Source organism: Halobaculum gomorrense, assembly GCF_900129775.1.
In the GTDB taxonomy this organism is placed as follows: Archaea; Halobacteriota; Halobacteria; order Halobacteriales; family Haloferacaceae; genus Halobaculum; species Halobaculum gomorrense.
Genome location: NZ_FQWV01000001.1, coordinates 470821 through 489350 on the forward strand (window position 1 = coordinate 470821; position 18530 = coordinate 489350).

Annotated in this window: 16 protein-coding genes; 6 read left to right on the forward strand and 10 right to left on the reverse strand. The window is 68.9% G+C overall.

What is annotated here, in order from left to right; genetic code table 11:
• Window positions 1–84: 84 nt before the first annotated feature.
• From pstB to BUE16_RS02380, 4 genes are all read right to left on the reverse strand, one after another.
• Window positions 85–1011, reverse strand: a complete 927-nt coding sequence (pstB, locus tag BUE16_RS02365) for a phosphate ABC transporter ATP-binding protein PstB (protein ID WP_073306791.1) — start codon at window positions 1009–1011, stop codon at window positions 85–87.
• Entirely contained in the window at window positions 1008–2645 is a 1638-nt protein-coding gene (gene pstA / locus BUE16_RS02370; protein WP_073306792.1) for a phosphate ABC transporter permease PstA, read from the reverse strand. The genes pstB and pstA overlap by 4 nt, the downstream gene beginning before the upstream one ends.
• Window positions 2645–3775 (reverse strand): phosphate ABC transporter permease subunit PstC, encoded by a 1131-nt coding sequence (pstC, locus tag BUE16_RS02375; RefSeq protein ID WP_073306793.1) that lies wholly within the window; start codon window positions 3773–3775, stop codon window positions 2645–2647. Before pstC ends, pstA begins: the two co-directional genes overlap by 1 nt.
• Before the next feature lie 85 nt (window positions 3776–3860).
• Window positions 3861–5075 carry a substrate-binding domain-containing protein gene (locus tag BUE16_RS02380; RefSeq protein ID WP_073306794.1) on the reverse strand — a complete coding sequence of 405 codons (1215 nt, stop codon included), beginning with the start codon at window positions 5073–5075 and terminating at the stop codon, window positions 3861–3863.
• 222 nt (window positions 5076–5297) lie between these two features.
• Between BUE16_RS02380 and BUE16_RS02385 the strand changes: the two genes are divergently transcribed.
• Window positions 5298–6266, forward strand: coding sequence for a hypothetical protein (locus BUE16_RS02385; RefSeq protein WP_073306795.1), 969 nt, complete (start codon window positions 5298–5300; stop codon window positions 6264–6266).
• Between the two features lie 301 nt (window positions 6267–6567).
• Here the strand turns inward: BUE16_RS02385 and BUE16_RS02390 are convergent, their stop codons facing one another.
• Window positions 6568–7620 carry a M42 family metallopeptidase gene (locus tag BUE16_RS02390; protein ID WP_073306796.1) on the reverse strand — a complete coding sequence of 351 codons (1053 nt, stop codon included), beginning with the start codon at window positions 7618–7620 and terminating at the stop codon, window positions 6568–6570.
• Window positions 7621–7747: 127 nt separating this feature from the next.
• Here BUE16_RS02390 and BUE16_RS02395 point away from each other — a divergent pair, with 127 nt between their 5' ends.
• Together BUE16_RS02395 and BUE16_RS02400 are read left to right on the forward strand one after the other, a co-directional pair.
• The gene (locus tag BUE16_RS02395; RefSeq protein ID WP_073306797.1) at window positions 7748–8008 is read left to right on the forward strand and encodes an MTH865 family protein; all 261 of its coding nucleotides are present in this window, start codon (window positions 7748–7750) and stop codon (window positions 8006–8008) included.
• Between the two features lie 216 nt (window positions 8009–8224).
• On the forward strand, window positions 8225–8881 hold the full coding sequence (locus BUE16_RS02400; protein ID WP_073306798.1) for a J domain-containing protein: 657 nt from the start codon (window positions 8225–8227) through the stop codon (window positions 8879–8881).
• Between the two features lie 13 nt (window positions 8882–8894).
• On the opposite strand, the gene kdgK1 is transcribed toward BUE16_RS02400, so the two are convergent.
• Complete coding sequence (kdgK1, locus tag BUE16_RS02405) at window positions 8895–9854, reverse strand: bifunctional 2-dehydro-3-deoxygluconokinase/2-dehydro-3-deoxygalactonokinase (protein ID WP_073306799.1); 960 nt, start codon at window positions 9852–9854, stop codon at window positions 8895–8897.
• A 67-nt stretch (window positions 9855–9921) separates the two neighbouring features.
• Window positions 9922–12312, reverse strand: coding sequence for a DNA mismatch repair endonuclease MutL (gene mutL / locus BUE16_RS02410; RefSeq protein ID WP_073306800.1), 2391 nt, complete (start codon window positions 12310–12312; stop codon window positions 9922–9924).
• Window positions 12313–12543: 231 nt separating this feature from the next.
• Between mutL and BUE16_RS02415 the strand changes: the two genes are divergently transcribed.
• Both BUE16_RS02415 and BUE16_RS02420 read left to right on the forward strand, forming a co-directional pair.
• Window positions 12544–13581 (forward strand): sulfite exporter TauE/SafE family protein, encoded by a 1038-nt coding sequence (locus BUE16_RS02415; RefSeq protein ID WP_073306801.1) that lies wholly within the window; start codon window positions 12544–12546, stop codon window positions 13579–13581.
• Between the two features lie 88 nt (window positions 13582–13669).
• On the forward strand, window positions 13670–14287 hold the full coding sequence (locus BUE16_RS02420) for a DUF7504 family protein (RefSeq protein WP_073306802.1): 618 nt from the start codon (window positions 13670–13672) through the stop codon (window positions 14285–14287).
• A 60-nt stretch (window positions 14288–14347) separates the two neighbouring features.
• Here BUE16_RS02420 and BUE16_RS02425 read toward each other — a convergent pair whose 3' ends face one another.
• Complete coding sequence (locus BUE16_RS02425) at window positions 14348–15292, reverse strand: aminopeptidase (protein WP_073306803.1); 945 nt, start codon at window positions 15290–15292, stop codon at window positions 14348–14350.
• Between the two features lie 190 nt (window positions 15293–15482).
• Between BUE16_RS02425 and BUE16_RS02430 the strand changes: the two genes are divergently transcribed.
• Window positions 15483–16559, forward strand: coding sequence for a type II glyceraldehyde-3-phosphate dehydrogenase (locus BUE16_RS02430; RefSeq protein WP_073306804.1), 1077 nt, complete (start codon window positions 15483–15485; stop codon window positions 16557–16559).
• Between the two features lie 39 nt (window positions 16560–16598).
• Here BUE16_RS02430 and BUE16_RS02435 read toward each other — a convergent pair whose 3' ends face one another.
• Window positions 16599–17114, reverse strand: coding sequence for a metallophosphoesterase (locus BUE16_RS02435; protein ID WP_073306805.1), 516 nt, complete (start codon window positions 17112–17114; stop codon window positions 16599–16601).
• Between the two features lie 86 nt (window positions 17115–17200).
• The gene (locus tag BUE16_RS02440; RefSeq protein ID WP_073306806.1) at window positions 17201–18424 is read right to left on the reverse strand and encodes a phosphoglycerate kinase; all 1224 of its coding nucleotides are present in this window, start codon (window positions 18422–18424) and stop codon (window positions 17201–17203) included.
• Between the last annotated feature and the right edge of the window lie 106 nt (window positions 18425–18530).

Consider the following 18530-nt stretch of genomic DNA (forward strand, 5'->3'; position numbering starts at 1 on the left):
GTTGCTACTGGTCGCCGTCGCTGGCGGGCGGAGCGTCGTCGCAAAATCGAACGGCCAGCCGCGGAATCCAGTGAGCGAGTCGAGTTATCCGAACTTCCCGCTGATGTACTCCTCGACGCGCTGGGACTGCGGGTTCTCGAAGATCTTGTCGGTGTCGTCGTACTCGACGAGTTCACCGCCGGTGAGGAAGACGGCCGTCTGGTCGGAGATACGCGCCGCCTGCTGCATGTTGTGCGTCACGATGACCACCGTGTAGTGCTCGGAGAGGTCGTCGATCAGGTCTTCGATCTTCGCGGTCGCGATGGGGTCCAGCGCGGACGCTGGCTCGTCCATCAGGATGACCTCCGGGTCGACGGAGAGACAGCGCGCGATACAGAGGCGCTGTTGTTGCCCGCCGGAGAGGCCGAGCGCGTTGTCGTCGAGACGATCGGACACCTCGTCCCACAGCGCCGCGTCGCGCAGACAGCGCTCGACGAGTTCGTCGCGCTCGTCCTCGTTCGCGCGCCCGAGGAGGCGCGCGAGCAGCCCCGTCTCGATGTCGCCGTGTTTGCGTGGGCCGTAAGAGATGTTCTCGGCGATCGACTTCGGGAACGGGTTCGGCGACTGGAACACCATGCCGACGCGCTTGCGGAGTTCGACGAGGTTGACGCCCTCCTGGTAGATCTCTTGGCCGTCGAGTTTCACCGAGCCGTCGATGCGGGCGCTCTTGACGCGGTCGTTCATCCGGTTGAGACAGCGGAGGAACGTCGACTTCCCGCAGCCAGACGGTCCGATGAGCGCTGTGACGCTGTTCTTGGGGATGTCCATCGAGACGCCCTTGAGCGCGTGGTCGTCGCCGTAGTACACGTCCAGATCGTCGACGGCGAGTTTCGGTTCGCCGGCGAACTCGTAGTTGCGCCACTCGTCTTGGACCTGTTCTTCGGTCTCGCCGGTGGTCGTCTCGGGGTCGGTCTGCGTGTCGGTGCGGTTCTCGGTCTCCATGTCGGTCGTTCGCTGAGTGGTCTCGCTCATTGGTTAAGTTCCCTCCGGAAGTAGTACCTCGCCGCGATGCCGATCGCGTAGAACGACAACACGACGACGAGCAGTACGAGCGCGGTCGCCCACTTGAACTCGTCAGGGTTGGCGACGTTGCCGGACGCGCCAACGCCGGCGGTGATCAGGGCGTACAGTTGGTACGGCAGCGCCGATGCCGCATCGAGCAGCACCGGATTCTCGACGAACGGCGGCGACGAGGTGAACGCGAAGCCGCCGACGATGTCGGGCGTCTGGCTGCCGGGGACGAACACGCCGCCCGCCATCGTCAGCAGGATGGGTGCCGTTTCGCCGGCGATGCGGCCGACGCCGAGGATGATGCCCGTGACGACGCCCGGCAGCGCCGCCGGGAGGACGACGCTGCGGATGGTCTGCCACTTCGTGACGCCCAGCGCCGCGCTGGCGTCCCGGTACTCGTCGGGCACCGACAGCATCGCCTCACGGCTGGTGATGACCACAAGCGGGAGGAGCATGAATCCGAGCGTGAGCATTCCCGCCAACAGCGACTTCCCGTTGCCGAAGCGGGGGATGAGGAACGCGAACCCGAACAGGCCGAAAACGATACTCGGCGTCGACCAGAGGCCGTTCGTCGCCACCTCGACCGCCTGCGTGAAGCGGCCGCGCTCGGCGTACTCGGTGAGGAAGATGGCCGCGCCGACGCCCAGCGGCACCGCGAACAGCACCGCGCCGACGACGAGCCAGATGGTTCCCACGATGGCCGGGAGGACGCCGTTGAACTCGTTCATCAGGCCAACACCGTTCATCACGAACGGGAGGTACACCGGCCAGTCAAACGAGAACGCGATGCCAAACAGCACGACCGTCGACGTCGGGCCGACGCCCGCACCGACCGCGAAGCCGTTGAGCACGCCGCCGATACCCTTGTACACGGTGAACGCGAGCAGAATGAAGAGGACGCCGACGATGGAGACGGCGTTGAGATAGACGAGCGTGTACGCGCCCGTGTGGCGGCCGCGTGCGCCGAAGCCGCCGTACGCCTTCGCGGCGGCCCACCCCGAGAGGAGCGAACTGAACAGCGTCAACGTCGGGATGGTGAAGCCGGCCGTGAACGACGCCTGCTGTTCCCAGCCGAGATTCCACACCCACGACGGACCGATGACGCCGGTGACGAACACGAGGCCCACGAACGCGGTGAGCACGCCCGCGGGAAGCGTCGACCCGATGTCCTCGCGGGTGACGACGCTCACCGCGAACACGCCGCCGCCGACGAAGATCGCCGAGAGCAGCCACCCGATCGTGCCGACTCCGATCGTCTGGGAGGCGACGAGGCCGCCGGCGACGAACCAGACGAATCCGAACGCGATGCCGGCGACCATGCCGGCGCTTGCCTGCGGTTCGGTCTCGACGTAGCCGAGTCGCGAGCCGACGCCGAAGACGACGACCGCGCCGCCGAGCACGACCAGCGCACCGCCGAGGAACGTCGAGACGGGAACGCCCGCGAGCGTGTCGGTCAACGATAGCTGTTGGAACAGCGCCGCGAGCGAGAGCGCGAACAGCAGCGCCGCGAGGGCGACCGCGCCCGCGGCGACGAGTCCGGTGCTCTCTGCGCCGTCGCGGACGAGCGGGTTTCGGGTGTCGGTCTCGGTCGACATCACTGCTCACCTCCGAGCTTGCTCCGCATGCGAGCTTCGACGTACTGCGACCCGATCGAGAGGAACATGACAGTGATGAAGAGAATGACGCCAGCCATGAACAACGCACTCAGCTGGAGGCCGTCGGCCTCGCCGTAGTTGCGCGCGATGAGCGACGTGAGCGTCTCCTGTCCGTAGAAGGCGTTGTACAGCGGTTCGGTCAGCTTCGGGACCCCCCGGAGCATCACCGTTGCCGCCATCGTCTCGCCGATGGCCCGACCGACGCCCAGCAGGACCGCCGCCGAGACGCCGGAAAACGCCGCGGGAAGCGTGATCGAGATCATCGTCTGCCAGTCGGTGGTGCCCATGGCGAGCGACCCACTCTTCATCGACTCCGGCACCGACGAGAGGGCGTCCTCCGCGACGGAGACGACCGTCGGGAGCGCCATCAGGCCGACGACGATACCCACGAACAGATACGTCCCCTGTCCGAGGATGTCGAACTGGTCTGAGGCCCACGGGCTGAGGATGGTGAAGCCGATGAAGCCGTAGACGATCGACGGGATACCGGCGAGAATCTCCACGCCGGGCTTGACCGCCTCGCGGACGGGAGCGGGCGCGATCTCAGAGAGGAACAGCGCGGCCGCGACGCCCAGCGGCGCGGCGACGGCCGTCGCGATGATCGTCACCATGACCGTCCCGTGGATCATCGGGACCATCGAGAAGCGGATAGGCGGGGAGACGGCGTCCCAGTTCGGTTGGATGAACATGCGGACGCCGGGGATCGACACCCCGAACACGGTCACGCTCTCGTAGCGGACGACGGGGACTGCCTCAACGATGATGAAGACGGTGATCAACAACAGTATCAGGATCGTCGACACGGTCGTCGCCAGCGCGAGGACCTTGGCGGTGAGTTCCTGGTGTCGAACCCAGCCGTAGCCCGCGGAGATGACGAAGACCGCGAACGGGAGTATCGTCAGCGACGAGACGAGTAGGAAACCGACGAGGGCGAACAACAACGAGGCGACGACGACGCCGGCGACGGCGACGGCCTCGGGTTCCTCGTCCTCGAGGGAATCCCTAACGCGACGGACGGTTCTGGCTGCCGTCTCGACGCTCGATTCTACTCTGTTGGTTGCTTGTGCCATCGTGCGTGTATTGCGGTGGTTCGGACGTATGGAAATAAACGGCGTGATGATACGGCGAGACGAAACGGCAGCGTGACAGGTCGTCTTAGACCTGGTCTGGCAGCTTCTCGAACTCGCTTTTGATGTCTTTCGTCGGCAGCGGGATGTAGTTGTTCGCCTTGACAAAGACTTGCTGTCCGAAGTCCGTCAGGAACATGTTCATGAACGCGGCCTCGCGCATGTCTGTGCCCGAGGGCGTCTCCTCCGTGATCTTCGTGTACTGGTGAAGGTCACGGTTGAGTGGGTACGCGGAGTCGAAGATGGTGTTCTTCGCGTCCTTGTCGGGCTTGTAGACGGTGCCATTGAAATTGATCGCGATGGGACGAACCGACTCGCTGGTGAACGCCAGCGCCATGTACGCGATTGCGCCCTCGTTCTGCTGGACGGCCTGTGCGACCTGCTGGTTCTGGCCGAAGCGCGTGTCGACGCCCGACATCGGAGCGTCTGCGGAGCCCAGCATATTCAGACGGAAGGCGGTGTCCGTCCCCGAGCCCTCGGCACGGCCGATGACGTAGATCTCTTGGTCTGGGCCGCCGACCTCGTTCCAGTTGGTGATCTCGTCTTGGTAGATCTTGCGGATCTCTTCGCCGGTCAGTTGCGTGACGCCGGCCTCGTAGATGTCGGAACTGACGACGACGGGTTGGCCGTCACGACCGAGGACGTGGTCGACGACTTCCTCGTTGGCTTTCTCCTGGCTCCAGCCGAGTTCGGCCGTGATGGGGCCCGAGGAGTTGCCGATGTCGACGAGGCCGTCGACGACGGACTGACAGCCGGTGCCCGAGTGGCTCAGGCCGATCGACGTCGGGTACGGCGGGGTCGCCTGCTGTCCGGTCGGCTCGAATCCGTAGAGGCTGGCGAAGTAGTCGGCGAGGCGCATGTCCGACGCGCCGTTGCTCGCGAGTTCGTTCCAGCCGGGGACGGTGTTACCCTCCTCCTCGTTGCTGCCCCAGTACTCACCGTCGGAGGACGGCGGGTTGGAGTTCCAGTAGGAGGAGCCCTTGTTGGCGATCGGATACACGGTCGAAGATCCCTCCGCCGTCAGCATCGACGGAGCCGAGGAACTGTCTCCGGAGCTCCCCGAGTCGCTTCCTCCGGAGCCGCCCGAGCTATCGGAGCCGCCCGAGCTATCGGAGCCGCCCGAACCGCTGTCAGTCGACGAGGCCGAACAACCCGCGAGTCCGGCGACGCCCGCCGCGCCGGAGGCCGCGAGGAACGTTCTCCGCGAGAGACGTTTGGTGCTGGCCGCAGTATCCTGCGTCATCACCTGGGTGGATGTCTCTGGAGTAAAAAGCGGTTTATATGATAGGTACCGTGAAGTTGGGTAGCTAACCATGTGAAGAACTGTGTTACGTATCAAACCTAGCCAGTTGTATAGGTATATAGTTCAATATATCTATTGGCGGTACCGGTAGCGATCGAGTGACTGCGCTCACATGACTGCGTACCGAAGCTATATTGGTTGCTGACGCCCGAGCGAGTCACCATGGACGACGCCGCCGACAGCGACGACGAACTCGTCGGAACGACGCTCGCCGAGGCGGCCGCACGCGTCGCCGACCAGCGTGAGAGTGTCGACGAGGGCTCCGCGCGGGTGACGCTCTCGTCGATCAGCGACGAGGGTGAAATAACGATAGAGACGATCCACGACGCCGTGGCGTACGCGGCGAAGGTCGTCTCCACGCCGGCTACGCGTGCCGAGTTCGCCGCGCTCGACATCGAGGATGCCCGCGATGCCGCCAGCGACGTGGACGACGTCGACGCGGTCGCCGCTCGCCTCGACGGCTTCGACGAGCGACTGGCCGCCATCGATTCGCGGGTGGCCGACCTCGACACCGACCTCCAACAGTTGGTCGCCCGTGCGGGCGAGCGCGCGAACGGCGATGTTCCCGACGACGTGTACGCCTTCGCGCAGGATCTGAACCGACTCCAGACGGCGGCGAACGAGCAACAGGGCGCGGCGGACGAACTCGCGATGGAGGCCGAGGCGTTCGAGCGGTGGCTGTCGTCACCCAGCGAACGTGTGGAAGAACTCACCGCCGACGTGGAGGAACTGGCGACGGCGGTCGACCGGCTGGCCGACGACGTGGAAGCGGTGGCTGCCGCGAACGGGGACGCTGACCTGTGGTTCGACTGTACGCTCCGGCGGCGCGTCCTCGAGCTCCAGGTGCGTGACCTGCGAGCGGAGGTTCGCGACCTGGAGACGCTCGCGGACCGGGCGGACAACGTCCCGGCCGGTCACCACGACGATCTGACCGACGCCGTAGAGCGACTCGACGACTTCGGCGCGGCGGTCGACGAGGCGGCCCGCCGACTCGACGACGCCGCCAGTCCGGAGTGGTACGATCACTTTGAGGAGCGCCTCGAAGCCCTCGATGACGACCTCGATGCGGTGTCGCCACCGGTCCCGTGGGGCCGTGTCCTGCGGGCACTCGAAGCGGCGCGCGAGGAGTAACGACCGGCACATCACCACGCGGGCCTCTCACGCGGCTCCATCGACGGGCGATCACAGTTCTCACGACAGGTTGCCAGAACCGACCGACTCGATCGGGGGGCGATCACAACGTGAGACGCATCTGTGAGCAACTGGCAAATTTATTCCAGATCCAATAAGTTGACAAGGAAATCCGAGAACGCTCACCCGGGGTGCCCGGGAGCGCGATGTCAGAGGCACACGACGGGGCCGCCCCACCGCGGCCGTCTCCGCCCGAGGCGGCCGGGGACCCGCTGACGCGAGGCCGTTTCTTCGCGAGCGCTTACAGCGAGTAGTCGTGGCTGCCGTCCTCGCTGTCGAGGAACGCCGTCAGCAGGTCGATGGTCGCGCGGATGTCCTCGCGGTGGGCCGTCTCCGTCACCGTGTGGAGGTACCGCGTCGGGATCGAAATCGCGCCCACCGGCTTCGCGCCGTTGGTGTTCTGGAAGCCGGCCGTATCGGTGCCGCCGGCCGGGAGCACTTCCAGCTGGTGTGGGATCTCCTCGGACTCGGCCACGTCGCGCAGGCGGCGGGTCACCTTCGGGTTCGTGATGACCGAGCCGTCCTTGAGCTTGATCGCCGCGCCGTCGCCGAGGCGGGTCACCTGCTTGTCCTCGGAAACACCGTCTATGTCGGAGGCGATGGTCACGTCGAGTGCGACGGCGAGGTCCGGGTCGACGTCGACGCCGAGCGCCTGCGCGCCGCGGAGGCCGACCTCCTCTTGGACGGTCGCACAGAAGTGGATCGTCGCCTCGGAGGCCTCCAGTTCGCGGGCGGATTCGAGCATCGCGAACAGGCACACGCGGTCGTCGAGCGCCTTTCCGGTGACCGTCTCGCCCATCCGGACGGTGGACTGCTCCATCGTCACGAGATCGCCGACGGAGACGAGGTCGTCGACCTCTTCGGCGTCGCGCCCGAGGTCGATGACAACATCCTCGACGGCGTCCTCCTTCTCGCGGTCCTCCTCCGAGAGCGTGTGCGGCGGCACCGAGCCGATGACGCCGGTGAGGTCGCCCTGTTGCGTGTGGACGCGCACGCGCTGAGCGCGCAGTACGCGGGGGTCCCAGCCGCCGAGCGCGTCGACCTTCAGGAAGCCGTCGTCGGTGACGTGCTTCACTATGAAGCCGATCTCGTCCATGTGCGCGGCGACGGCGACCTCGTAGTCGCCGCTGCCCTCGACGGTCCCGATCACGTTCCCCATCGCGTCGGTGCGCACCTCGTCGACGGCTTCGTCGAACACCGTCCGCACGCGGTCGCGCACGCGATCCTCGTAGCCGGGGACGCCGCTGGCCTCGGTCAACTCACGCAGCAGGTCGAAATCGAAATCGAACGCCATAGCCCACAGTTCGGCCCGCCCAGGATTAATCGCGGGGATTCCGGCCCGGTCCGCCGGGTGCTGAAACTCTCCCGGTGTTTACCGTGGTTCCGGAACGCTTTTGCGGCCGTCGCCCGGCGGTGTGCGTATGTCTGACGACGTGGAAGCCGACCTCCGCAAGCAGTTCGAAGACGCGTTCTCCGGCGCCGACTTCCCGGTGTCGAGCCAGATGGATCTCGTGCCCGCGCTCCCCCAGGGCCCCGGCACGAAGTTCGAGTCCGGCGACTTCTCCGTCACCGCGATGGAGCTGGCCGCCAAGCTGGGCTCCAGCCAAGACTTCCCCTACGAGAACGTCGACTCGCTCGTCGACGACGTCATCCAGGGGCTGAAAGACAACGGAATGATCTGAGCGGCAGCGACACCACCCTCTTCCTCCTCTCTTCACCGCCACCTCCCGAGCGACTGCGCCGCGGGCCCGTGCACCGCTGTCTATATAGATCACGGTCGTCGTCATCTATATAGCGTCTAGACGCCGTCGGCTGTCCGGACGACGATGCGGGCGCGTCCGCACGCGGCTCCGGCGGACCGGCGAGGGGTTCAATAGCGCCGGTCGCCAACCGCGGGTGTGTTCGGTGAGTGGCTCGCCGCGCTGCCGGGATGGCTCTTGTGGGGCGTCGCCGCCGGCGTCCTCGCCTCCGCCGGCGTCGCCGGCGTCTTCCTCGCGGCCAATCGCCTGTTTCCCGATCCGCCCGCCCGCCCGGGCGGCCCCGACCAGGGGTCGCTCCGGCGGAAGGCGGAGATCCGCGACTACCTCCGGCGTATCGACGAGCGGTTCGTCGAAGACGCCGACATCGACGGCGTTCGCGTCGCCTTCTACCTCCCGGACCGACGGGTCGCGCTCACCTTCGACGTGCACGCGTACTTCGGCATCACGAACGACGACTCGCGCGACGAACACGTCGTGCTCTGTGAACACGAGATGCCGGGTCGTCACCTGGGACGGCGGCTCCCGTTCGAGGTTCCCGAGGTCCACCTCGGCCCCGACCCGGCGGCGTCGCCCCCGGTCACCGCCGCGTTCGACACGCTTGGCCTGCCCGCGACCGCCGACGAGGCGTCCGTCGAGCGGGCCTACCGGGAGAAAGTGAAGGAGACGCACCCGGATCAGGGGGGGAGCCGCGAGGCGTTCACCGAGGTCCGCGAGGCGTACGCCACCGCGCTCGATCACACCGAGGAGCCACCGGAAGCGGGCCGCGAGCGTGACCGGGGACGCGGCCGCGTCTGACCGGACGGCCGTGCTACCGCGAGATCCCGCCCTCGCCCTCGGCGACGACGCGCTCGACCTCTGTGGGCGTGACGACCGCTAGGTCCCCCGATATCGTCCGCTTGAGCGACGCGGTCGCGGCGCCCCACTCCAGGGCGGCGTCCACGTCGCCGCCGGCGCACCGCTTCGCGAGGAAGCCGCCGACGAACGCGTCGCCGGTGCCGATGGCGTCGAGCGTGTCGGCCTCGTACACCGGCTGCTCGAACACCTCGCCGCCGTGGAGCGCGAGCGCGCCGCGGTCGCCACGGGTGATCACGACCGTTTCGAACCCGAAGTCGGTGGCGAGGCCGTGGGCGACCTCGACCGCCTCGCCCTCGCGCTCGAGCACCGCCTCCGCGTCCCGCTTCGCGACGAACAGCGCGTCGACGTGATCGAACAGGGCTGTCAGGGTTTCGCGTGCCTCCGCGTGGCTCCAGAGTTTGCTCCGGTAGTTCAGGTCGAAACTCGTGGTCGCGCCCGCGGCGCTCGCGCGTTCGAGCACCGCGCGCGTCGTCTCGGCGGCGGCGTCCGACAGCGCCGGGGTGATTCCGGTCGTGTGGAACGCGGTCGCATCGTCGAGCACGCCCAGCGGGAGCTCCTCGGTCGACACCGTCGTCACCGCCGAGTCCGCGCGGTCGTAGATGACGTTCGTGCCGCGCGGCTCGCCGCCGTGTTCGAGGTAGTACGTGCCGAGGCGCGCGTCGTCGCCGTCGTCCCACGCGACGCCGGTCCGGACGCCGTGGGCGCGCAACTCACTCACGACGCGGCGGCCAAGCGGCGAGCGCGGGAGCTTCGAGAGCCACACTGAGTCGAGCCCCAGCGACGCCCCCGCGACCGCGACGTTGCTCTCGGCGCCGCCGACGCGCACGTCAAATTCGGCTGTCGTCTCCAGGCGGGTCCCCTGCGGCGGAGAGAGTCGAAGCATCGTCTCCCCGAACGTGACGAGGTCGGTCATGCGCGAGGTGACGGCAGGGGCCACCAAGAAGGGTCTGGAAGCGCCGCGCCGGTCGAGTCGACGCCGCCTACTCTTCGCGCCGCCCGCCGTGACCGGGGTAGTCGCGTTCGAAGCGGTCCTCGATCTCCCCGCGGCCGAACTCCACGAGCACTGGGCGCCCGTGCGGGCACGCGTAGGGGTTCTCGCAGGCGTCGAGCGCGTCCAGCAGCTCCGCCACGCTGCCCTCGGTCAGCGAGGTGTTACCAGTGACCGACGGGTAGCACGCCAGGTCCGCCAATAGGGCGTCTGCCACCTCCGAGACGGGGCGGTCGCCGGCGGTCACCTCGTCGGCGAACGCCGCGAGCACGTCCCGCAGCAGGTCCGGGTCAAGCGTTGCGTCGAACACCGCCGGAACCGCCGTCACCGCGACGGCGTGGCCCGTGGAGGGATCTTCGCTGTCGTCGTTGCGATCACCGTTCCCTCGCTCCACCCGCTCCGCGCGGAAGCAGACCTCCCGCAGCGCCTCACGGAACGTCTCGAACAGCTCCGACTCGCGGGCGGTCAGCTCCAACTCGACGGGGCTCGCGAGCGTCTGGGCCGGCGCGGCGTCGCCGACGGCGTCGCGGAGCCGCTCGTAGTTGACGCGCTCGTCGGCGGCGTGCTGATCGACGAGCATCAACCCGTCGTCGGTCTCGCAGACGACGTAGGTGTCGTCGTACTGCCCCAGGATGCGCATCGGCGGGAGGCGGTCGCGTTCGGTCCGCTCGTCGGTGGTGCCGCCGGCGAGGGTCGACTGCGAGGGCGTCCCCCACGTGCGGTCCCCGGCCGGCAGTTCGCCATCGTCCGCCGTTCCGTCGTCGACCACTGTCTCGCCGTCGTCCGCCGCCTCGCCGCCGTTCGACTGCCAGGCTCGCGGCGAGGGCGCGCCGCCGGCGGTCGCGTCGGTCCGCCCGCGCTCGGGGTGGTCCGTCGGTCGGTCGGTCGCGTCGCCGCTCCCACCGATGTCGACCCGCCACGCCGCGTCGCCGTCGTCGGTCGCGGTGTCCGTGTCGGTCGCGGTGTCCGTGCCGGTCGCGGTGTCCGTGCCGGTCGCGTCGGTCGCCGGCGTGTCGGCCGATTCGCCCGCCGGCTCAGACTCCGGGGTGCCCGTGTCGCCGTCGGGCGGTGTCACGCCGTCCGCCGGCGCGTCCGCGGGGTCGTCGGGCGTCGCGTCGGCGGACTCACCCCAGGCGTCGAGCACCGAGGAGGTGGGCTCCGCGCCCGCGCTCGTCGCGTCGGCGGTCTCCCCGTCGCCGCTGGTGTCGCTGTCGTCGCCGTTGTCGCCGCCACCGTCGTCATGCTCGACGGCCCCGCCGCCCGCTCCCTGCCGCTCGCGCGCGGCGCGTTCGTGATCGGTCCCGGCGCCGCCGACGACCTCGGGGTCGACGGCGGCCTCCTCGGGCGCCGAGCGTCCCCGCGGCGCCGATGAGCGCACGAGGCCGTGCTCCAGCAGCGCCGCCCGGACCGCCTCGCGGGCGGTCTCGATCACGTCGGCGTCGTCGTCGAAGCGCACCTCCGTCTTGCGCGGGTGGACGTTCACGTCGACCGCGCGGGCGGGCACGTCGACGAACAGGACGGCGAACGGGTAGCGGTCGGTGGCGAGTTGGCCGCCGTAGGCGTCGACGACGGCGCCGCGGAGGTCGCCGTCGCGCACCCAGCGGTCGTTCACGTAGGTGGTGAGGTACTCCCGGCCCGCGCGGGTCGTCTCCGGGTGTGAGACGAGCCCCGAGACGCGGACCTCGCCCGAGTCGGACTCGTGGTCCACGTCGATCATCGATTCCGCGACCTCGCGGCCGTACACCGCCAGCACCGCCGAGCGACGGTTCCCGTCGCCGGGTGAGGCGAACACCTCCCGGCCGTCGTGCTCCAGCGACACGGCCACCCCGGGGTTCGCGAGCGCGTACGCGGAGACGACGCCGCTGACGCGATCGAACTCCGTGGCGGGCGTCTTGAGGAACTTCCGGCGCGCTGGCGTGCGTCCGAACAGGTCCCGGACCTCGACGGTGGTGCCGACGGGACACCCCGCCGGCTGCACGTCGCCCTCGTCGCCGTGGTCGACGACCAGCTCCGCGCCGGTGTCGGCGTCTGGGGTGCGCGAGCGGACCGTCAGCTCCGCGACCGCGCCGACGGAGTGGAGCGCCTCGCCCCGGAAGCCGAGCGTGGCGACGCCCGAATCGAGGTCGTCCATGCCGTCGAGCTTGCTGGTGGCGTGTTTCGCCACGGCCATCGGGATCTCGTCGGGGGGGATCCCGGCGCCGTCGTCGCGGACACGGATGCCGTCGATGCCGCCGTTCTCGACGGCGACGGCGACCCTGGATGCGCCGGCGTCGAGCGCGTTCTCGACGAGTTCCTTCACGACGGAGGCGGGTCGCTCGACGACCTCGCCCGCGGCGATCTCGCGGACGGTGCGGTCGTCGAGCGCGCGGATCTCCCTTGTCATGCTTCCGATCGAGGCGACCGAACCGTATCAATCCCGTGTTCGGCGGTCCGCACGCTGTGCTCTGTGTTCTGGACTATCGTGCCTGACCGATGCTCAAATCGCCCGTCGGCGACAGGACTTTTATCCGTTCGGTCACCACGGCCCTACACTCACAGTGACCCGTCGATTTTCACCGGACACGACCGCAGCAGCGACCCGTAAACCGATCCCCGCGAGCCGGGGTGTCAGGTAGTGTTCGGAACGGGGGTCCCGGCCGTCGGGCTCGTCGTGCTCGTGGTGCTCGGGTTCACCATCGCCACGACGGTGAACACCTTCGCGATGGAGGCCGCCGTGCTGTTCGTTCCCGCGTTCCTGTTCGTATTCCCGGCGCTCGTTCCTGGGTTCCCGGACCTCGCGGTCAACGCGGCCGTCGGGCTGGCGCTGTTCGTCGAGCTGTTCGGGTACTCCTCCAGCGTCGCCGCGTACTGGTACCGCCACCAGATCGATTTCAACGTCGCCGCGCGGCTGCTCGCGATCGCGGTGCCGGTCGCCGCCATCGCCCGTGTCGGCTCGTACTTCGTCCCCTCGAACGCGCTCATGCTCGGGTTCGGCGGCCTGCTCGTGACGCTCGCGGTCGTCCTCTACGAGGCACACGAGCACGGCCCGTCGCTCGTCGACGCGGTCGCGGAGAAGCCGGAACTGTCCGTGCTCGCCGTCCTCGACGCCGACTACGAGCCGCAGACGCGTGTGTTCTCGGACACGCACGACGCCGCCGAGACGCCGCCGAGCGACCACATGGGCGGGGCGGCCGATTCCCCGAGCCAGCGGGGCAGCGGCGACGCCGTCGTCGGCGACGGCGGCGACCCGGCCGACTTCCACCTCGAACTGCCGGACGTCCTCGTCACCGTGCTCGGGGGCACGCTCGCGGGGCTGGTGGGTATCGCCATCGGGGAGCTCACTCAGGCGATGCTCACGCTCCGCCGGCGCGTCCCGCTGAAGCTCTCGACGGGGACGAGCGCGCTCGTGCTCCACGTCACCATCGTCGCGGCGCTGCTCGCCAACCTCGCGCTCCTGCGGTTCGTCCCCTCGATCACCGGCGAGGGGTTCACGGTCCCCTTCGGTGTCGGGATCTTCGTCGCGACCGGCTGCCTGTTCGGGGGACAAGCCGGCGCCTACCTCAACAACCGCCTCTCGGAGTCGACCGTGATGCGGATGCTCATCGGCGTCTACTTCCTCGTCGGCGTGTTCGTCGTCGTCCGAACCCTGTTCCTCGGCGGCGCGGCCCACTGAGGTCGTTGTCGCGATCGCCTGATTACCGTCGGTGAGAATCCGGGGGAATCGATTACGTACACCACCCGCGTCGGCGGGGGTAGACACCATGAGCGGGCGCGGGAGGGCGGGACACGCGACGGGCGAGGGCGACGGCGTCGAGAGGCAGGACGCCGGCGAACCGCGAACACGGACATCGAAGGCGGAACTGGCGTTGACGCCGCCGGGTGCCGAGCGGCGGACGACGCTGAAGCGGCAGGCCGTGACGGGGTACGTCGAGCACCCAACGGTGGTGGAGTTCACCTACGACACGGACCCGGTGACGCTCCACGAGCGCTGGCGCGCGGAGGTCGGCTCCCCGCCGTGTCACATGGTGGTCGACGCCTCGGGCACCGGCGAGGTCCCGGGCCCGGGGGTCGCCGCCGACGGGGGGTCGTTCGCCGCCGAGACCGCCCACCCGCACGACCTCACCGGCCTGTGCATGAAGTGGCAGGACGCCCTCGGGGAGGCGCGCACCCACGGCGGCCTCTTCGTCGCGTTCGACTCCGTGACGGCGCTGCTCCAGTACGTTGATCTGCGGGAGGCGTACCGGTTCCTGCACACGCTGGTCACGGGCGTTCACCGGACCGGCGCCCGCGGGCAGTTCTACCTCGACCCGCGGGCCCACGACGATCGAACCGTCTCCACGCTCCAGGGGCTGTTCGACGCCGTGCGTTGCGTCGACTGACGCTGTCGGAGGGCGGCGACCGCCCGGAGCGGCGGGTTCGGTCGGCCACGCACCGCACCCTCACCGCGGAAGCTCCACTTCCGCGCCGTCCGCGTACACGGTCGGCTCGGTCACGATCCCGTCGAGGTGGAGGGGCGCGTCCGTGTCGCCGCCGATGCCCGCGTCGTCGCCGATGGCGACGTGGACGGTGCCGGCGGCCTTCTCGTCGAGCAGGACCGAGCCGACCAGGTCCGTGACCCCGACGTTCGTCCCGATCCCGAGTTCCGCGAGGTTGTAGGCGTCCTCGCCGACCTCCTCGGCGGCGGCCTCCACCTGCTCGCGCACCTCGTCGTCGGAGATGTGGGTCACGTAGCCGTCCTCGACCTCGAACGCGAGTTCCCGGCCCTCCAGCAGCCCGTGTGGCATCATCGTCCCGTCGACGACGTACGTCCCGTTCGCGGTCTCGGGGCTGACGAACACCTCGCCCGCGGGGAGGTTCGAGAACGACCCCGGCTCGCTCACGTCGCCGGTGTCCGACAGGAACTCCCGGGACCCCGGCTCGACGGTGAGGTCGGTGCCGGCCTCCGTAGTCACCCGGATCTCCTCGGCGTCGTCGACCTGCTCGCGCACCTCGGCGCAGTGACGGGCGATGGCCTCGTAGTCGGCGTCGAGTCCAGTGAGGAACACTTCGCGGGTGATTCCCGGGAGCGTCGCGCCGCGCGAGCCCGCCTCGCAGGCGGCACCGCGAGCGCGAGTATGGCTCAGGCTCTTGGTCGTCGGCGCGAGGAAGGCGTCGGCCTCCCGCATCGCGGCGGCGACGGGCGCCGGCGGTTCCTCACCGTGCTGGCTCGCGGACGGATACCGGACCACGCTCGCGTCGAGCATCACCTCGCCGGCGACCGCGTACAGCGCCTCGCCGATCTCGGCGCGCTTGTCGTCGGTGACGACTGCGAGCGACTCCTCGTCCCCGAGGTCGAGACACTGGTGGATCGCCGTTTCCGCGGCGGCACGGAGGTCGTCGTCCATACCGGCGCTGCGAGCCGATTCGGTTTGGACCTGTCGGAGCGCCGCCCAAGACCGGGGTCGACGACTCCCGAGATCGTCCCGATCGCGCGTGGGCGATTCCGGCGAATTCGGGGAGCTTACTCGGTCCGTAGTTGCTTTCTGGTTATACAACCCGTAACGATTAACCCCGGTCACGAAGGACCATCTGACAATGATCCAGGTGGGCGTCAACGGGTACGGCACGATCGGAAAGCGCGTCGCCGACGCGGTGGCCGCACAGCCCGACATGACGCTGACGGGCGTGGCGAAGACCCGCCCGAACTACGAGGCGGAGGCGGCGATCCGGAAGGGGTACCCGCTGTACGCCGCGATCCCGGAGCGCGCGGACCTGTTCCACGAGGCGGGCATCGACCTCGCCGGCGAGGTCGAGGACATGGTGATGACCGCGGACGTGGTCGTCGACACGACGCCCTCCGGCATCGGCGCCGACAACCGCGAGCTGTACGAGCGCTACGACACGCCGGCCATCTTCCAGGGAGGCGAGGACGCAGACATGGCCGACGTGAGCTTCAACGCCCGCTCGAATTACGACCGGGCCCGAGCCGACGATGTCGACGCCGCCCGCGTCGTCTCCTGCAACACGACGGGGCTCTCGCGGCTGCTCACCCCGCTGATCGAGACCTACGGCGTCGAGAAGTCCCGCGTGACGCTCGTTCGCCGCGGCGGCGACCCCGGACAGACCTCCCGCGGACCGATCAACGACATCCTCCCGGACCCGGTCACGATCCCCTCTCACCACGGCCCCGACGTGAACACGATCATCCCCGACGTGGACATCGACACGCTCGGCGTGAAGGTGCCCGCAACGCTGATGCACCTCCACTCGGTGAACGTGACGCTGGAGGAGGCGCCCTCCGCCGACGAGGTGCGCGATCTGCTCTCGGCGGAGTCGCGGCTGTTCCTCGTCCCCGAGGAGACGGGGATCGACGGGACGGGGAAGCTGAAAGAGTTCGCGATGGACACCGGGCGCCCCCGCGGCGACCTCTGGGAGAACTGCATCTGGGAGCACTCCGTCTCGATGGAGGGGCGCGACCTGTACCTGTTCCAGTCGATCCACCAAGAGTCCGACGTGATCCCGGAGAACATCGACGCGATCCGGGCGCTGCTCGACTGGGAGGACCGCGAGACGAGCATGGCGACGACCGACGAGACGCTCGGCGTCGGCCTGGAGTCACTGTTCGATGGCCAGCGCCAGCGGGTGGTTCCGAAGAGCAACAGCGACGACTGACCCCGGTTCACGCGATTCCCGAACGGTCCGTCGGTCCCGCTATCCGAGCCCGACGAACGACACCTCGTCGGACGCGGTATCGACGACTGCGGCGGCGGGCTCCTCCTCCCGTCCCGGGATCGGAACGCCGCCGGGGTTGATGTGGACGGTCCCCCCGCGCTCCTCGTGCACCCGTTCGTGGGTGTGACCGCGACAGACGTAGTCGTAGTTCTCGCTGGCGATCAGGGCATCGACGATCGGCTCGCTGGTGCCGTGGTAGACGGCGAAGTCCGCGCCGTCGAGCGTCAGCTCCGCGAACTCGCCGTGGTAGGTGCCGAACGACTCGACCGCGTCAGCGAGCGCCCACTCGCCGTCGTTGTTGCCGCGGACGGCGTGAAGCTTCCAGTCTGCGTCCGAGCCGTCGACTGCGTCCGGGTCGAACGGCGTCACGGAGAACGGCGCGACGATGTCGCCGCAGTGGACCACGGCGTCGACGCCCGCGTCAGCGAAGGCGGCGACCGCCGCGTCGACGTACTGTGCGTTGTCGTGGGTGTCGGAGACGACGCCGACGAGCATGGTCGGCGGGTCGCGCCGTCGAGTAATCAAACCATGCGCCTGCGCTGCGACGCCCGCGCTCGCGCGTGGTCACAGAGCGGGCCGTGTTACGCCTCGCGCTCGGCGCTCTGGACCAGTAGTTCGACCGCGGGAAGTGGCTCGCCCGTGAGCGCGCGGATGTACGCGCCGCCGGCGATGGAGACGTGCGAGAAGTCGCTCTCCGACATCCCGTACATCGTGATCGCGCGGGAGGTGTCGCCGCCGCCGACGACCGAGAAGCAGTCCGTCTCGGCGATGGCTTCCAGCACGCCCACCGTGCCGACGCTGAAGCGCTCGTCCTCGAAGACTCCGAGCGCGCCCTTCACGAACACCGCCTCGGAGTCGCGGACCACCGGCTCGTAGTCGGCGACCGTGTCGGAGCCGATATCCAGGAACGATTGCGACTTCTCCTCGATGTCGCCCACGGCGACCTCGGCGCGCTCGCCGTCGTCGTCCTCGTAGGCGAGGTCGGTCGCGAGCGTCACCTGATCGCGTCGCTCGTCGAGCACCGAGCGGATGACCTCCTCGTTGGCGTCCCACTGATCGTCGAACAGGTCAGTCTCCACGTCCTCGCCGACCGAGTAGCCGGCCGCGCGGAGGAACAACTCGCCGGCGACGCCGCCCAGCAGGAACCGGTCGACGGTCTCATCGAGCGCCTCCATCACGCCGATCACGTCGGTCGCCTTCGTCCCGCCGATGACCATCGTCACGTCGCCGTCGAACTCCCGCTCGGCGATGGCGGTGTTGGCCTCGTACTCCGTCTGCATCACCCGGCCGGCGTAGCTCGGGAGCGCGAGCGGGAAGCCGACGAGCGAGGCGTGTTTGCGATGCGCGGCCGAGTAGGCGTCGTTGACGTACGCGTCGAACTCCGCCGCGAGTGTCTCGACAAAGTCGCTCGCGGCGTGCCCCTCGGGCTCTTTTTCCGGCAGTTCATCGTCGGTCATCCGGGTGTTCTCCAACAGGAGCACGTCGCCCGCGTCGAGGCCGCGGATGGCCGCGAGGGCGTCGTCGCCGAAGGTGTCCGGGACGAAGTCCACGTCGACGCCGGCGTGCTCCGCGAGGATGTCGGCGTGCTGCTCCAGCGAGACGAAGGTGTCTCTGCCGGGGCGACCCTGGTGGGCCATGAGCGCGACGCGGTGGCCGGCCTCGGCGAGTTCGGCGACGGTCTCGGCGTGGCGCGAGAATCGGCGGTTGTCCTGCACGACGCCGTCCTCGACCGGGGAGTTGAGGTCCAGGCGGACGAGCACGCGCTGCTGTGCCGGCAGGTCGTCGAGGGTGCGGAAGGAACGCATCACGCGAACGGTCGGCGCTTCGCGACTTAGAAGGCGCGGATGGCGCAGACCGACGCAGCCGCTTCGGAGCCGTTCCAGATTGGCGAACAGGTGGCCGTGCTCGGGG

What these genes read in the sequence shown, in the direction of transcription:
- pstB (WP_073306791.1), bottom strand. Translation starts at nt 1,011, where the DNA reads ATGAGCGAGACCACTCAGCGAACGACCGACATGGAGACCGAGAACCGC.
- pstA (WP_073306792.1), bottom strand. Translation starts at nt 2,645, where the DNA reads ATGTCGACCGAGACCGACACCCGAAACCCGCTCGTCCGCGACGGCGCA.
- pstC (WP_073306793.1), bottom strand. Translation starts at nt 3,775, where the DNA reads ATGGCACAAGCAACCAACAGAGTAGAATCGAGCGTCGAGACGGCAGCC.
- BUE16_RS02380 (WP_073306794.1), bottom strand. Translation starts at nt 5,075, where the DNA reads ATGACGCAGGATACTGCGGCCAGCACCAAACGTCTCTCGCGGAGAACG.
- BUE16_RS02385 (WP_073306795.1), top strand. Translation starts at nt 5,298, where the DNA reads ATGGACGACGCCGCCGACAGCGACGACGAACTCGTCGGAACGACGCTC.
- BUE16_RS02390 (WP_073306796.1), bottom strand. Translation starts at nt 7,620, where the DNA reads ATGGCGTTCGATTTCGATTTCGACCTGCTGCGTGAGTTGACCGAGGCC.
- BUE16_RS02395 (WP_073306797.1), top strand. Translation starts at nt 7,748, where the DNA reads ATGTCTGACGACGTGGAAGCCGACCTCCGCAAGCAGTTCGAAGACGCG.
- kdgK1 (WP_073306799.1), bottom strand. Translation starts at nt 9,854, where the DNA reads ATGACCGACCTCGTCACGTTCGGGGAGACGATGCTTCGACTCTCTCCG.
- mutL (WP_073306800.1), bottom strand. Translation starts at nt 12,312, where the DNA reads ATGACAAGGGAGATCCGCGCGCTCGACGACCGCACCGTCCGCGAGATC.
- BUE16_RS02420 (WP_073306802.1), top strand. Translation starts at nt 13,670, where the DNA reads ATGAGCGGGCGCGGGAGGGCGGGACACGCGACGGGCGAGGGCGACGGC.
- BUE16_RS02425 (WP_073306803.1), bottom strand. Translation starts at nt 15,292, where the DNA reads ATGGACGACGACCTCCGTGCCGCCGCGGAAACGGCGATCCACCAGTGT.
- BUE16_RS02430 (WP_073306804.1), top strand. Translation starts at nt 15,483, where the DNA reads ATGATCCAGGTGGGCGTCAACGGGTACGGCACGATCGGAAAGCGCGTC.
- BUE16_RS02435 (WP_073306805.1), bottom strand. Translation starts at nt 17,114, where the DNA reads ATGCTCGTCGGCGTCGTCTCCGACACCCACGACAACGCACAGTACGTC.
- BUE16_RS02440 (WP_073306806.1), bottom strand. Translation starts at nt 18,424, where the DNA reads ATGCGTTCCTTCCGCACCCTCGACGACCTGCCGGCACAGCAGCGCGTG.